Raw genomic sequence first — 14,872 nt, forward strand, 5'->3', positions numbered from 1 at the left:
ATGGAGTTTATTATACAAGCATTATTTAGTTTTATATTTACAGCTTGCTTTGGTGTCATTTTTAACGCACCTACAAAAGCAATCCCATATTGCGGTTTGGTTGGTTCGATTGGGTGGATGGTATACTATATCCTTTACGAAATTAATGTGACTGAAGTACAAGCCTCATTTTTAGGGGCATTCGTTGTTGCGCTTGTAGCCCAAATTTTTGCCCGTCGCTTTAAAATGCCGATGATTATTTTTAATGTTTCGGGCATTATTCCGTTGGTACCTGGTGGAATTGCCTATAATACGATGCGAAATATTGTCGAGCTAGACTATAATATGGGGATTCAAAATGGCATGCGTGTATTTATGATTTCCGGTGCTATTGCGATGGGGCTTGTTTTTGCAGAGGTAATTGTACAAATGGTTATGAGAATGTTTCATAAAGGTAGAACTTCCATGCAATCCTACGCAAGGGCAAAACGAAGGCAAAAAATTAAATAGCCAAATAAAACTGCAAGCGCTCGAATGAATTTGAGGCCTGCAGTTTTTTTAATATTTTAAAAAGAAGAGGAACCTATAATTTTAGGCTCCTCAAAAATTTACTTCATAGGTAATTTAATTAGTTTTCTAATCGCGTCATGGGTAACAGGTTTACTAATTAAGTATCCTTGGATGGCATCGCAACCGTATTCTTTTAATATTTGTTGTTGCTGTTTTGTTTCAACACCTTCTGCAAGTACAGTTAAGTTCATGGACTTACCAAATTGCACCATACCATTAATGAGGCGTTGGGTTTTTTCGGACTTCAATAGAGAACTAATAAACATTTGGTCAATTTTTAATATTTTAATAGGTAATAGCTGCATATAACGGAATGAAGCATAGCCAGTTCCAAAGTCATCAAGAATAAAGACGATTCCTTCATTTTCGAGTTTTAACATTTGTTTAATAATCGATGTTTCTGCTTCTGCTTCTAGGGCAAACTTTTCTGTAATTTCAATTTGAATTAAGTTTGCTGGACAGCGAGTAGTTTCTAACGTTTCTAAAATGGTTTTGGCCATGTTTTTGTCCCGGAATTCGCGTACAGATAAGTTAATACTAATCTTTAAATCTAATCCTTCATTATGCCATTTAGCTGCTTGCTTACAAGCTTCTTCAATGACAAAGGAACCAATGTTATTAATTAAACCCGTTTCTTCTGCTATTGGAATTAACTCATCAGGTGAGACAACGCCGATTTCATCATCTTCCCACCGAACAAGTGCCTCTACTGCATCAATCTTCCCAGAATGGATATTCACTTGCGGTTGATAAAGTACTTTTAAATGTTGTTGATCAAGGGCGAATAAAAGTCTTTTTTCAATAATTGATTTTCGGTTAATTGCTTTATGTGTTGCATTTGATAATGAAACAATGCTATCTCCACCAGCTTCACGAACGGTAGAAATGGTAGCAAGGGAAGCTTTCATTAAATGGGAAAAAGTTGACTGATCTTGAGGTGAACGGGTAATCCCACCACTTATTGAAATGGGCACTGCTATATTTCCATCATAAATAGGGTTTTGCTTTAAATAAGTTAAAAAGCCTTGTATAAACCACTCGCCAAGAGGCGTAATGACAACAAATTCATTTTCATTAATTCGTGCCATATGGCTGTCTTGGAAATATATTTTCATTCGTTTTGTAAATTCGATAATTAAGTTGGTTTCCATTTGATGATTGTGTAACTCTTTTAACGTGTAAAACTTATCAATACTTAAATAAACGAACGAGAAATGACGATTTTCATTTATCATTTCATTCACGATAATTTCCAGACGGTGAGTATTCATTAATCCTGTTTCAGGATCAATGTAAGCAATTTTCTCAAGCTTATGTTGTATATTCTTTTGACTCGTAATATCTTTTTCGATTAATACATATTGGTACTGTTTATCCATCTCTGAATAAGTTGGGATAGCAGTTAAATCAACCCAATATGGTAAACCATCTTTCGTTATTTTTTCTACTTCGCCTTGCCATATTTGGCCAGAAGATATTGTTCTCCAAATTGTTTCAACTACTTTTTTGCTTTTCTCATCTTCGGGGAAAAGCTGCCAAAAAGTTTTTCCTAATACACGTTTTGGTGTCCAGTGACTCGTATTAAGAAAAGATTGGTTACAATGAATAATCAGTCCTTCTTCATCAATCGTTACCATCATGAATGACGAGTATAAGCCGTTTTGTAAATCTTTTAAAGCTTGGGTAGAATCATTGAGTTTAGTAAATAATGAATCTAAAAGACAAGTAACTAGAATGGAAGGTTCACCTTTAATGAAAACCGGAGAGGCAATCAATGTAGCGTCGATGAATGAATCCTCAGTCGTTAAAAGTTGAACTTGTTCAAAGCGTATCGACTCATTCCCTATTAGTAATCTATTGTAGGCTTCTTCAGATAGGGCAGATAGTAAGTTATCTTTTAATGATGAATTTTTATTTACAAAGTCATCTATAGAGTAGCCAAAATATATTTCGCTTAAATCGTTCCAAAGGACAACACTACCATGTCGATTCAGTGCAAAAGATGGAAAAGGAGATGTATTTACTAAATTTTCATCAATAATATTCGTTTTTTCTTCGCGCATCAGCATCCGACTCCTCGAGTATCCTATATTTATACTATTATTATAGAGATTTTACAGTAAATAGTCATTCCTAAACTAATAGTAAGATTTTGATATTGGAAATTTACGCGACTTTAGTACTATTTGATAGGATAGACAATGATAATTTTAAACTAGTATAAATACAAGGATGCATGATAGAAATAATGAACGGGAATATGGTAGAGTGAATTTAAATACTAGTTTCGGTGCCTAAAGATTCAATATTGGATAACAAATTAGATAGTACTAGGGTAGTGGTTGAAGTTTTCGAAATAACTAGTAGTGTAGGTATTTAAACGTTTACAAATAATGAAATATTAACCAATTGGGAAAACAGTCATTAAAAATTTTATTTCTATTAATGAATACTCCTAATACTAGGAATTTTTATCCTTTTACAACTTTAGGCGGTTGGCAAAAATTTAAGATTTGCATTATGCTTATTTATACGAATAGGTATCAAAAATAGGTAGTAAAGTCAGAAAAATACAATATACAACGAAAATGTGAAAAAATTGTAAACTTTTGGATATTTTAATATTTATGCCATCTATAATAGAGGGGTTTGTTAGGGGTGTATCATGAAAACGGTTTTTAGTTATGTGAAGCCATATAAATGGCCCGCAATGATAGCGTTTTGTTTAATGCTCATTGAATTATCGGTAGAGCTTATTCAACCATTAATAATTGCTAAGATTATTGATCGCGGTATAATCGCACAGGATTTAGGAACAATCGGTTATTGGGGCTTTATATTAATTATGTTCGCTATTGCTGCATTTTTAAGTGGCATTATTAATTCCTATTTTGCCTCCCATACAGCCCAAAGTTTTGGTTTTGATTTACGAAACGCTTTATTTAGTAAAATTCAGTCCTTTACAATGGCAACCTATTTACGGTTTCCAACTTCGGTACTGATTACGAGACTAACGAGCGATGTCCAACAAGTACAATCCGTATTATTCATGAGTTTACGCATTATGCTTCGTGCTCCGTTAGCAGCAGTGGGAAGTTTAATAATGGCTTTTGTTGTTAATCCAAAAATGGCCCTTTTTTTATTAATCGGGACTCCACTTCTTATGATTTTCTTGTATATCATCGTTAAAAAGGGCGTTCATTTTTTCGGGGAAGTCCAACGTCGATTAGATCGGGTAAACCGAGTCCTTCAAGAAAACCTCCAAGGGATACGTTTAGTAAAGGCCTATATGCGTGGTAACTATGAATCATCACGTTTTCAAGATGTCTCGAACCATTTAAAAATAGATACGATAAAAGCTCTTCGAATGATGGAGCTAATCCAACCAGTGTTGTTGTTTGTCATGAATGTCAGCTTACTTGCAGCTTTATGGTTCGGTTCGATTGATGTGCGTAACGGAAGTGCACAAGTAGGGGAATTAGTGGCGGTTGTTAACTACGCGTTGCGGATGACCGGTTCCTTTTCAATGTTTGCTTTTATCATTAATGCGGTTTCTCGGGCGAAGGCTTCTTCTGAACGGATGGAAGAAATATTGTTAATTGAAAGCGGGATTGAAGAATATAAAGATGTAAACAGTCTTTCTCCCGATATACAACATTCTGAGTCCCTTCGTTTCGAACATGTATCGTTTCAATATCCAAATACAAAAAAATCAATATTAAAGGATGTTTCCTTTACAGTTTCTCCTGGAGAAACAATTGCTATTATGGGGGCGACGGGAGCAGGGAAATCCACTCTACTAAACTTAATTCTTAGATTTTATGAACCCACTTCAGGGGAAATTTATATTAATGGACAACAAATATCCAAATGGCCATTAGAGAAATTAAGATCCATCATTGGTTATGTTCCACAGCAGTCTATGCTATTTACAGGTTCCATTTATGAAAATGTTAGTTGGGGCAAACAAGGGGCTAAGATGGAAGAAGTAAGAGCGGCAACAACTCAAGCTCAAATTCATCAGACCGTGGAAAATTTCCCTGAGCAATATAAAACACGTGTCGGTCAAAAAGGGGTTAACCTTTCGGGCGGGCAGAAACAACGGCTTTCGATTGCCCGTGCTTTAATACGGAAGTCGGAAATATTACTTTTAGATGATAGCACTAGCGCTTTAGATGTAAAGACCGAAACGGCTTTTTGGGAAGCGTTAAAAAGGGAGCGGGCAACGATGCTCGTAGTAACGCAGAAAATTCGCACAGCAAAAGAAGCGGATAAAATATTATTGCTCGATGAAGGACAGGTCATCGCCTATGGCACTCACGAACAATTATATGAAACGAGTGAAGTTTATAAACTAATTGTACTATCCCAACAAGAGCGGGAGGTGGATGCGTAGTGAACTTTATTCGTAAACCATTTGGCTACGAACCAGTATTAACAAAGGAAGATGTAAAAAATTCTGTTCAAAAAAAGAAGGGACCTCGTCCAAACAATTGGAAGAACACATTGCTTCGCATTTGGAAAATTGTTGACGAGCAAAGGGCACTACTCATTGCTGTTTTACTGCTAGTAGTCTTAAGCTCTGTCATGTCTCTATTAGGGCCGTATTTAATCGGTCATATGATTGATGAATACGTTATGAAAGAGAAATTTAGTGGGATGCCATTATTAATCGTTGGATTAATTATTATCTATTTTGTTTTAGCATTATCGTTATTTTTCCAAAATTATTGGATGATTGGCATCGCACAACAGACGATTTATCGAATGCGTACAGGTCTTTTCCACCACCTTTTACATTTACCTATTGCCTTTTTCGATAAAAGGCAACATGGTGAATTGATGAGCCGTGCAACTAACGATATGGAAACGGTAAGTGCTACTTTAAATAGTTCTTTTATTCAAGTATTTTCAAGCATTCTAACGTTAACAGGTACCTTCATTGTCATGCTAAGCTTAAGCCCATTGTTAACGCTATTAACGATGATCATTATTCCAGCCATGTTTATAGCTACTCGATGGATCACTCGAAGAACTGGGAAGTTATTTAAAGAACAGCAGGCAGCTTTAGGTGCTTTGAATGGAATGATAGAAGAAACGATATCAGGTCAACAAGTTGTAAAAGCATTTTCCCAGGAAGAACGGGTAAAAAAAGAATTTTGCGAAAAGAATAGTCGGTTAAGAAGAACGGGCTTTTGGGCTTTGACATACTCCGGTTATATTCCAAAGGTAATGAACTTTTTAAATAATATAAGTTTTGCAATCATAGCTGGAATTGGCGGATTACTTGCTTTTAAAGGGCATGTCACAATTGGAACAATTGTTGTATTCACAGAATATGCCCGCCAATTTACTCGCCCATTAAATGATTTGGCAAACCAAATGAATACAGTATTATCTGCAATTGCAGGGGCGGAACGTGTCTTCTCCATAATGGATGAAACAGTAGAAAAAGATGGGGGAGAAGTGGATGAGCGACATAAACTTCTAGGGGATGTTGAATTTCGTCATGTTTCCTTTAAATATGAGTTAGCTGAACAAGCCCACACTTTAAAAGATGTTAGTTTCCATGTGAAGCCAGGTCAAACTGCTGCTTTAGTCGGTGCAACAGGGGCTGGCAAAACGACAATTATGCAATTGATTGCTAGATTTTATGATGTGGAGCAAGGAACAATCTTATTTGATGGTATCGATGTACAAAAGTTAAAACGTGAGACGTTACGTAGCCAAATGGCATTCGTGCTACAAGATTCTTTTCTTTTTGAAGCAAGTATTTATGAGAATATTCGATACGGTCGACTCGATGCAACGAATGAAGAAATTGAAGAGGCTGCCAAAAAAGCAAATGCCCATGATTTCATTGTAAAGCTTCCGAATGGGTACAATACCATTTTAACTTCCGATGGTAGTGAAATTTCGCAAGGTCAAAAACAGTTATTATCCATTGCGAGGGCTTTTGTAGCAGATCCAGTTATTTTATTACTCGATGAAGCGACAAGTAGTATTGATACGGTGACAGAAGTGAAAATTCAACAGGCATTAGATGTATTAATGGAGGGGAGAACAAGCTTTGTCATTGCGCATCGACTTAATACAGTTCGTAATGCTGATATCGTATTTGTTATGCAAGAAGGGCAAATGGTTGAAGCGGGTACACAACAGGAATTAATGGAGACGAATGGTATATATGCTAATATGCTTAAACAAGCTGGTATATTATGAATCGGAGGTAATTCCATGTAATTCGTCGAATGCCCTTGCACTTATAACGTGAGTTCCTCTAAAATGAAGGCAAGTTAAAAGAACAGGGAGCAATTTAATGAACTTTTCAATTATTACCGCATCATTTCCAATTGATATAGAAACCTATAACGAAATTAAAACATTATGTGAGACTGCCTTCGAGGTAGATAAATATAGTTATAGCTCTGTTTTAAATTTATTAGAGTCCAGACAATATAATGTGAGAGGCTTTTTTGTTCTTGCTTACGATGATGAACAAGATCAACTCGTTGGTGTAGCAAGTAGTATAGATCATATGGGTTTAAATACGTATGAATGGTCTATTTTAATAGCGCCGATGTATCGTGAAATCGGATTGGATGAAGCGATTTTAAAAGTACTTGGTGATGGGTTACATCAACGAGGAGCTGAAGGTGAACTTGCCCTCGTTATCGAAAGTGATAAAGCGAGAAGGAAGTTTGTTGAAAAATACGGCTATTCCTATAGTTTCTCAGAAGCCACTTTTGAAGCAAAACCTGAAGCAATGGAACCTTCCAATACGATTTCTATTCGTCCCTACATAGATTCAACGGATAAGGAAGCTTTAATTACAATTTTTAGTGATGCCTTTGGTGATTTACGGGAAGAATCGATCGAACTAATCACTTATAATACGGTGACTGCTGGAAGAATTTTATGGGTTGCCGTAGTGGAAGACGAAATTGTTGGAACGGTTACTTCCTCAAAGGAAGGGGAAGTGCAATGGGTGACAGCTTTGGCAGTACATCCCGAAAAACAAGGAATAGGTATAGGAACCGCCTTGCTAAATTGGGTGAAACATTTCGCTAAGCGCAATGGAGAAAAACTCGTTATGCTGGAAGTGGAAGTTGACAATGACAGAGCCCTTGCCCTATATGAGAAAGCAGGTTTTTTAAAGTCAATGCAAGTAGATTATTTCATTTATACAGGTGCATAAAGAAAAGGAACCTACAAGTCAATTGTAGGTTCTTTTTAGAACCTTTTTTTGTGTACAATTCTGCCTAGCAGAAAACGGATTTGAGCAAACTATTATATTTGATATAATTATGAATGTGAAAACTATAAAAGAGAGGTAAGTTGAAACGATTCATGGAAAATGAAAATCAAATGAGTCCCGCAAAATTAATGTGGAAAATGACTCGCCCACATACATTAACAGCCACTTTTGCTCCGGTTATTTTAGGAACGGTTATTGCGTTGTTTGATGCTAACATTAACTGGTTCATGTTTATTGCAATGATGGTAGCTTGCTTAGCTTTGCAAATTGCAACGAATTTATTTAATGAGTATTACGACTTTAAGCGTGGCTTAGATACAGCTGACTCCGTAGGTATTGGTGGAGGAATTGTTCGACACGGTTTAAAACCAAAAAATGTGTTAACAGTAGCATTATTGTTATATGTTATTGCTGCTTTAATCGGTATTTATATTTGTATGAATAGTAGCTGGTGGTTAGTTGTCATAGGTTTATTTGGTATGGCGGTCGGCTATTTATATACTGGCGGCCCGATCCCGATTGCTTATACACCTTTTGGGGAATTATTCTCTGGTGCATTAATGGGGACAGGTTTTGTGCTAATTTCGTACTTTATTCAAGCAGATACTGTTACTTTAAGTTCTGTTTTAATCTCGATTCCGATTGGTATATTAGTAGGGGCAATTAATATGTCCAATAACATTCGAGATATTGAAGAAGATACAAAGGGCGGTAGAAAAACGTTAGCGATTCTTCTTGGTAGAGAAAAAGGGGTAAAGGCGTTAGCGGTTGCTTTCGGTATATCCTATTTGTGGATTATTGTTCTTGTGTTGATGGGACAAGTTAGTCCGTGGGCATTAGTTGTTTTATTCAGTATTAAAAAACCAATTTCTGCTATTCAAGGCTTCAAAAAGGGTGCAACGGAACCCCAATTTATGAGAGTAGCCATGAAGTCAACGGCTATAACGAACACATTATTTTCCCTTTTATTATCATTAGGTTTAGTATTAAGTTATATTTTTTAAGTATGGGCGTTCCTATGAAGGAACGCTTTTTCTTTTGGAAAACATATTTAAAAAATACAATATTAATTCATTGAAATTATCTCGAATTCGAGATAAAATGAGGTGGAATAAGTGGAAAAATATAAAAGGTCGGAGGAGACGGGATTATGGCAACGATTTTAGGGCACCATCATATATCAATGATTACGAAAAATGCTAAAAAGAATGATGAGTTTTATAAAAATATACTAGGGTTGCGTCGAGTGAAGAAATCGGTGAATCAGGATGACCCATCTATGTATCATTTATTCTTTGGAGATTTGATTGGAAGCCCTGGGACGGGGTTAACTTTCTTTGAAATCCCGATGGTAGGGAGAACGCATCGTGGAACAAATGCTATTACACAAATTGGTCTACTTGTAAATTCAGAGGTAAGTTTACATTATTGGAAACAACGTTTTGAACAACTTCATGTAAAGCATGAAGAAATCACGCGTTACGCAGGGAAAATGGCATTGCCATTTGAAGATCCGGAAGGGTTGCGGTTAATATTAATAAACAACGATGGTGAACGGATACCAGAACAGTGGACGAATTGGGAAAAGTCAAATGTACCGAAAGAACATCAAATATTAGGTATGGGCGCTATTGAAATCACAGTAAAAAACAGAAACAAACTGGAACGTACGTTAACTGAACTTTTCGGGTATGTAGTAAAGGAAAGTTCAGAAGAAGAGATACTTCTTCAATCCATTGAAGGAGAAAGCTTTGGTGAAATTGTAGTAAAACAATTAGACGGGGCAAATGAAAAACCTGGGAAAGGTAGCATACACCATTTGGCTATACGGGCTAAAGATGACGAAGAATTAGCTTATTGGGAAGAACAGGTGAAAGCTCGTGGTTTTTCTTCATCGGGAATCGTGGATCGATACTATTTTAAAAGTCTATACTTCCGTGAATCCAACGGAATATTATTTGAAATCGCTACAGATGGACCAGGATTTATAGTGGATGCCGATATCGAAACTTTAGGAGAAAAATTAGACTTACCCCCATTTTTAGAAGATCGAAGAGAAGAAATCGAAAGTCAATTGGAGTCTTTAGATTAAGAAATAATGGGGTTGTTCGTTTACCTTTGAAAAGAGTTTTAAAAATTTTCCTACGTTAGTCTTTTTACTCACACCGTTTTAACTCTATAGTCATAGAGTAGGACAGGGGGAGGTGGAAAGACGTCATGTTAATAAATCTTTTAATCCTTTCGATTACATTATTAACCCTTGGTTTTGTATTTTATATTGTAGGTAAACTAGCAGAGAGAAAGTGGCTAAAATATCTTTCGTTAGTACCAGCAATCGCTGGTGTTATTATCCTCATTGTCGTTGCTGTAGAATACTTCTTCCCGGGCATTATATAACAATATATAAAAAGGAGTGCTCTTAAATGAACACTCCTTTTGTTTATAGTATTAACAAAAAGTAGATTTAGGGATTTAAAGATTGAATCATTTCGACTCGATTACCAAATGGATCTCTAAATTCAAAACGATCAAAGTTTGGTATAGGGATGCCATCTAATAATTTTATATTTTCTTGTGTCAGCTTTGTTTTCCAATAGGCAAGATTATCTACCTCGTAAGCAATATGTGCCTTTGTTTTCGTCCGATCAAAACCATCCTCTGTGCCAATATGGACGTCTTTATCACCAATAGTTAACCAAAATCCTCCGCGACCTTTAAGCGAATCAGGTTTTTCAATTTCTTGTAGACCTAATACATCACAATAAAACTTTTTCGCCTCATCTTCCATTCCCTGTGGAATTGTTATTTGAACGTGATGCAAACCTTTAATCATCGTATGCCCCCTAAAATCAGAATTTTTTAATAACTATTTCCCATTCATCATATCACATATTTATATAAGTAAATTTTATGTTTATTTATGTAAGTTTATAATTTTTACTTATGATATGTGTTGTTGTATTGCTGTTAAAACATGTTCTTTGAATACAATTATCAATGATAGATGTCGTTTTATAGAAAATGGTGATAGGAAAAATATTAAGGTCAGTTTCCTATTCTAGGTACACTACAGCATTTCATTTAATTGGAGGAAGAGGAAAGTGGGTGAAAATTTTTGTCAACCTAGTTTACATATAATAGATATTTAATTGAAAAAATGTCGAAGGGTGGATAAAAATTAATGATTTTCTAAGAAACTTTAAAAATCCAACTTTGTTCAGGAAAAGACAAGTTTTGCACCTTTTTAAAAAGAAAAAGCGAGGATTTATTTGTCAACTTAGTTTACGATAAATCTATTTCGAGAAAATACCTTTGTCGATTAAAGAAGGTGTATTCACTATTTTATTAGTAAAATAGTTTGGAATAAAACTTTTTAAAAGGATGTTTACAAATAAGCTTTATTAAAGTAATGGTTACTATAATAATTGTCATCTTAGTTTACAATTTAAATATTTTAAGAAATTAAAGTGTCGAGAAAACTAGAAGAATCATCATATTCTTAACATAACAAAAATAAATTGGTTAAAAATAAAGTAATAATGAGAAAGGATTAACATAAAGATAGTAGGAGAAGAATTTTCGTCAACTAAATTGACGAAATAGTTATCGTAAAAGTGTTTGTCTGTCATATTAAGTCGTCAAAATAAAAGGAAAAGACATAAAATATAAAATGGTAGAGGCTATTCGACAAATGTTCAAGTCGAGTAGTTAGCATTTTTCACTCGAAATTTTTACAATGAAATTAAATCCAATCATTTAGATAAGTTTTCTTTTTTACTTCTCTAAATATGAAAAATGGAGGGGGTAAAACAAGATGAAATTAAGTGTGTTAGATCAAGCGCCTGTGACAAAAGGGAATACCGCCCCGGACGCATTAATAAAAGCTGTAGAATTAGCGGAAGTGACTGAACAATTAGGGTATGAACGGATTTGGTTGGCTGAACATCATAATACGAGAGGTTTTGCAAGTTCAGCGCCTGAAATAACAGCTGCTTATATAGCAGCAAAAACAAAACGAATCCGTGTTGGAACAGGTGGCACAATGATTATGCATTACTCACCTTATAAAATGGCAGAAGTATTCAAATCATTAAGTGCTTTAGCACCTGGAAGAATTGACTTCGGGGCAGGCCGTGCACCTGGTGGAGATCATTATGCTATGTATGCCTTGGCGGAGGGAAGACAGCCCCAAGTAAATAATTTATACGAAAAACTTCAATGGACATTACAATTTTTAAATGATGAGGCACCAAATAATCCTTATTATCAAAAGGTTGTAGCTTCTCCAACAAATGTAGTTTTGCCGCAAAGTTGGTTGCTAGGCTCTAGTGGAAATAGTGCGATACAAGCAGGTCGTATGGGGCTAGGGTATTCATATGCTCAATTCTTTAATGGCTATATGAACAAACAAATTTTCGATGCTTACAGAGAAAATTTTGTTCCATCCGCTTTTATGGAAAAGCCAGAAATTATAGTTTCTTATTTTGTAACTGTTGCAGAAACAAGGGAAGAAGCAGAATACCAAGCAAAGCCTGCCGATATAGCTCGTCTACTGTTTATGCGAGGTCAAGTGGATCAATTGCGGATGACACCAGAGGAAGCTAAAGACTATCCGTTAACTGAAATGGACCGTATGTGGATTGAGGATTCAAGAAATCAACATTTTGTTGGGACGGCAAAAGAAGTCGCAGACCTATTACGACAAGAGCAACAAACATATGGTTTTGACGAGGCGATGATTTGTACGATTCCCCATTCGCAAGAAGTACGCTTGAATGTTTATCGTTTGTTAGCAAAAGAATTATTTGATTGATGCGTTGGAGATATCTAAATGAGATATCTCCTTCTTTTTATTAAACGATAAAGAGGAAAGGTGAAAATATTAGTTTCATAATATAGTAAATGAATGAATAAACTAGGAAGAATGCTTGTACTTACTGCAAAAATTCTAATTTAAATGTTAGGAGTTGGAAAGTTGAGATTTTTACAAGCAATCTTTTTGTTCGTATGCATTTTTCTCGTATCGTATTTATTTCTATTTGAACGGTCAATTTTTGAAACCCTCCAATACACATTCGTAATGTGGATACTCGCTGTTATGATTAAAAGATAACTAAATTGATCGGATTCTGTTGGATGGCAGGATCGTTTATATTTCTTTACAACGCTACTAGAGCTTAGTAAGAAAACGTCACATATTATATAACCAAACCATTTATGTAAACTAGGTTGACAAAGATTTTAAAAGGCCAATTTTAAATAAGCAGACAAGAAGGTTCTAACCAAAAAGAATCAAGTGAAATTTTAGTTTCGTTATATAATAGTGATACTTTTTGAATTAAAGTATTTTTAACTGCTCTTGAAGTAAATCAACTGGAATAAAAAGTCCAACATGGCCATATTTTTTATCTTTTAATGTAGCAAAGACTATGCCAATTACCTTACCTTCTTTATTTATAACCGGACTGCCGCTGTTTCCTTTATATACAGGTGCATCTAGCATAAGGACTTCTTCATCCCAATCAGAAAGAAGGGTATAGTCAATTACTTTTCCTTCATTGGCAATCCCAGTAAAGTATAGTGGATTTCCAATAAAATAAATGCTTTCATTTGTTGTTGGTGTATACGTATCGGCCAATGTTAAATAAGGTAAATCGTCATCATCCACTTTTAAAATAGCTAAATCGATTTCTGGATATGTCTCAACTACTTCGCCTTCATAAAGGTGATCATTTGGAAAAATGACTGTAATGGTGAGAGCGTCATCAATAACATGATCATTTGTAACAATGTACCCATCCTCTGATATAGCAAATCCAGTACCCTTACCGTCATTCGTTTTAATTTCCACTACGGCTTGTTTATAAGTTTGAATATCTTCTTGACTAGAAAGTCTTGAAGATACTTTTAAAAATTCAATGGCAGGTATAGAGAAAATCTCAAAAATAACAGCGAATGTACTAAAGGTTAGCATAATAGCCATTATCCAAGCAAAAAGGCGTACCGGCTTTGATTTTTTTGTTGGATTATTCACACCGTCTAACCGTTCTTCTCGCTCTTTTTCCAACGCCTTTTGTTGTTCTTCGAGAACTAGTTCGATTAATTCTTCCTCGCTAATTGGTTCAAATCCATTTTCATCCTTCGCCATGCCATCCCTCCTATAAAACTACTTAATGTTATCATATCTGATAAAGTAAACCTTTGGAAAGGGAACGATATATGGTAATAAAAGAAGCACTAATAGGAGTTACCAATATTTCACATGAATTGTTAAAATAGAATAAGAAGAGAAGGGGAGTGATGATGAATACTTATAAGCAAATAGTAAAGAAGAATATATTTTTAATACTAATTATGTTAGTACTAATGTTTTTTACATATGGATGGTGGCTTATAATGCCATTTTTTATTTTCCCTAGTTTATATTTAGATGTAGGAATTCCTCTATTTCTTATTTTTATAATTATTTTTTTAAGTATAGGAGTTTTATTTTCTTTATTTTTTGTTCCCCTTCATTGGTCTTTTGCTAAGGAATATGCACGAATAAAAGATAAAAGGCGAGTATCGATATTTTTCCTTGCTCAAGGGGTTGTGTTATTAGGTGGAAGTATTTTAGCGGCTATAGCCTTTCTTCTTTTATTTTACTTTCTTAATTAAACGAAGTTTTTTCTGAGACAATGATAAATTAATGAAATAAGTTTATATAATCACCTTTAACGGTAGATTAGCGGAGGGAATATGATGTTTAAACTGTTCTTTATGTTTCTAAAATACTTTGTCTGTTTTTTTATAGGTTGTATTTTATTTAATTTAATTGTAAAAGGTGAGTGGCTTATTTTGACTGCCTTTTCATGTTCTTTAGGTGTAGCGTTAGGGATTAGCTTATTTCAATATTATTTAACTAAGGAAGTAAGTCAGAGCTAACTAATGGTCGTTTTTTAACTCGCGCTTAATCGTTCGTTCCCTTTTAAACTATAACGTTGTTAATACTAAAAACGTTGCTATATCTAGAGTTACGCGTTATTTTATGTGACATTCCTTGAACCGAAAATAAAAATGTGACAT

Annotated in this window: 13 protein-coding genes; 10 read left to right on the forward strand and 3 right to left on the reverse strand. The window is 34.9% G+C overall.

Annotated elements, in window-relative coordinates:
• Positions 1-489, forward strand: coding sequence for a threonine/serine exporter family protein (locus tag H9636_RS10130; protein ID WP_191707492.1), 489 nt, complete (start codon positions 1-3; stop codon positions 487-489).
• Between the two features lie 98 nt (positions 490-587).
• On the opposite strand, the gene H9636_RS10135 is transcribed toward H9636_RS10130, so the two are convergent.
• The gene (locus tag H9636_RS10135) at positions 588-2,612 is read right to left on the reverse strand and encodes a sensor domain-containing protein (protein WP_191707493.1); all 2,025 of its coding nucleotides are present in this window, start codon (positions 2,610-2,612) and stop codon (positions 588-590) included.
• Positions 2,613-3,214: 602 nt separating this feature from the next.
• Here H9636_RS10135 and H9636_RS10140 point away from each other — a divergent pair.
• The 6 genes from H9636_RS10140 (at position 3,215) to H9636_RS10165 (ending at position 10,204) form a co-directional block, all read left to right on the forward strand.
• Positions 3,215-4,945 carry an ABC transporter ATP-binding protein gene (locus H9636_RS10140; protein WP_191707494.1) on the forward strand — a complete coding sequence of 577 codons (1,731 nt, stop codon included), beginning with the start codon at positions 3,215-3,217 and terminating at the stop codon, positions 4,943-4,945.
• On the forward strand, positions 4,945-6,771 hold the full coding sequence (locus H9636_RS10145; protein WP_191707495.1) for an ABC transporter ATP-binding protein: 1,827 nt from the start codon (positions 4,945-4,947) through the stop codon (positions 6,769-6,771). Before H9636_RS10140 ends, H9636_RS10145 begins: the two co-directional genes overlap by 1 nt.
• A gap of 97 nt (positions 6,772-6,868) precedes the next feature.
• Positions 6,869-7,747 carry a GNAT family N-acetyltransferase gene (locus tag H9636_RS10150; protein WP_191707496.1) on the forward strand — a complete coding sequence of 293 codons (879 nt, stop codon included), beginning with the start codon at positions 6,869-6,871 and terminating at the stop codon, positions 7,745-7,747.
• A gap of 152 nt (positions 7,748-7,899) precedes the next feature.
• Positions 7,900-8,811, forward strand: coding sequence for a 1,4-dihydroxy-2-naphthoate polyprenyltransferase (locus tag H9636_RS10155; RefSeq protein WP_191707523.1), 912 nt, complete (start codon positions 7,900-7,902; stop codon positions 8,809-8,811).
• Between the two features lie 146 nt (positions 8,812-8,957).
• Positions 8,958-9,899, forward strand: a complete 942-nt coding sequence (locus H9636_RS10160) for a ring-cleaving dioxygenase (protein ID WP_191707497.1) — start codon at positions 8,958-8,960, stop codon at positions 9,897-9,899.
• A 125-nt stretch (positions 9,900-10,024) separates the two neighbouring features.
• Positions 10,025-10,204: a hypothetical protein gene (locus H9636_RS10165; protein ID WP_191707498.1), complete on the forward strand. Its 180-nt coding sequence runs from the start codon at positions 10,025-10,027 to the stop codon at positions 10,202-10,204.
• A gap of 67 nt (positions 10,205-10,271) precedes the next feature.
• Here the strand turns inward: H9636_RS10165 and H9636_RS10170 are convergent, their stop codons facing one another.
• Positions 10,272-10,640, reverse strand: a complete 369-nt coding sequence (locus tag H9636_RS10170) for a VOC family protein (protein ID WP_191707499.1) — start codon at positions 10,638-10,640, stop codon at positions 10,272-10,274.
• 981 nt (positions 10,641-11,621) lie between these two features.
• On the opposite strand from H9636_RS10170, the gene H9636_RS10175 reads away from it, so the two are divergent.
• Positions 11,622-12,620 carry an LLM class flavin-dependent oxidoreductase gene (locus tag H9636_RS10175; RefSeq protein WP_191707500.1) on the forward strand — a complete coding sequence of 333 codons (999 nt, stop codon included), beginning with the start codon at positions 11,622-11,624 and terminating at the stop codon, positions 12,618-12,620.
• 525 nt (positions 12,621-13,145) lie between these two features.
• Here H9636_RS10175 and H9636_RS10180 read toward each other — a convergent pair.
• Complete coding sequence (locus H9636_RS10180; RefSeq protein WP_191707501.1) at positions 13,146-13,955, reverse strand: S1C family serine protease; 810 nt, start codon at positions 13,953-13,955, stop codon at positions 13,146-13,148.
• A 155-nt stretch (positions 13,956-14,110) separates the two neighbouring features.
• Here H9636_RS10180 and H9636_RS10185 point away from each other — a divergent pair, with 155 nt between their 5' ends.
• On the forward strand, positions 14,111-14,464 hold the full coding sequence (locus tag H9636_RS10185) for a hypothetical protein (protein WP_191707502.1): 354 nt from the start codon (positions 14,111-14,113) through the stop codon (positions 14,462-14,464).
• Between the two features lie 84 nt (positions 14,465-14,548).
• Entirely contained in the window at positions 14,549-14,731 is a 183-nt protein-coding gene (locus tag H9636_RS10190) for a hypothetical protein (protein WP_191707503.1), read from the forward strand.
• Positions 14,732-14,872 lie beyond the last annotated feature (141 nt).

Source organism: Ureibacillus galli, from assembly GCF_014836845.1.
GTDB lineage: Bacteria > Bacillota > Bacilli > Bacillales_A > Planococcaceae > Ureibacillus > Ureibacillus galli.

What these genes read in the sequence shown, in the direction of transcription:
- H9636_RS10190 (WP_191707503.1), top strand. Translation starts at nt 14,549, where the DNA reads ATGTTTAAACTGTTCTTTATGTTTCTAAAATACTTTGTCTGTTTTTTT.
- H9636_RS10130 (WP_191707492.1), top strand. Translation starts at nt 1, where the DNA reads ATGGAGTTTATTATACAAGCATTATTTAGTTTTATATTTACAGCTTGC.
- H9636_RS10160 (WP_191707497.1), top strand. Translation starts at nt 8,958, where the DNA reads ATGGCAACGATTTTAGGGCACCATCATATATCAATGATTACGAAAAAT.
- H9636_RS10165 (WP_191707498.1), top strand. Translation starts at nt 10,025, where the DNA reads ATGTTAATAAATCTTTTAATCCTTTCGATTACATTATTAACCCTTGGT.
- H9636_RS10180 (WP_191707501.1), bottom strand. Translation starts at nt 13,955, where the DNA reads ATGGCGAAGGATGAAAATGGATTTGAACCAATTAGCGAGGAAGAATTA.
- H9636_RS10155 (WP_191707523.1), top strand. Translation starts at nt 7,900, where the DNA reads ATGGAAAATGAAAATCAAATGAGTCCCGCAAAATTAATGTGGAAAATG.
- H9636_RS10140 (WP_191707494.1), top strand. Translation starts at nt 3,215, where the DNA reads ATGAAAACGGTTTTTAGTTATGTGAAGCCATATAAATGGCCCGCAATG.
- H9636_RS10170 (WP_191707499.1), bottom strand. Translation starts at nt 10,640, where the DNA reads ATGATTAAAGGTTTGCATCACGTTCAAATAACAATTCCACAGGGAATG.
- H9636_RS10185 (WP_191707502.1), top strand. Translation starts at nt 14,111, where the DNA reads ATGAATACTTATAAGCAAATAGTAAAGAAGAATATATTTTTAATACTA.
- H9636_RS10150 (WP_191707496.1), top strand. Translation starts at nt 6,869, where the DNA reads ATGAACTTTTCAATTATTACCGCATCATTTCCAATTGATATAGAAACC.
- H9636_RS10135 (WP_191707493.1), bottom strand. Translation starts at nt 2,612, where the DNA reads ATGCGCGAAGAAAAAACGAATATTATTGATGAAAATTTAGTAAATACA.
- H9636_RS10175 (WP_191707500.1), top strand. Translation starts at nt 11,622, where the DNA reads ATGAAATTAAGTGTGTTAGATCAAGCGCCTGTGACAAAAGGGAATACC.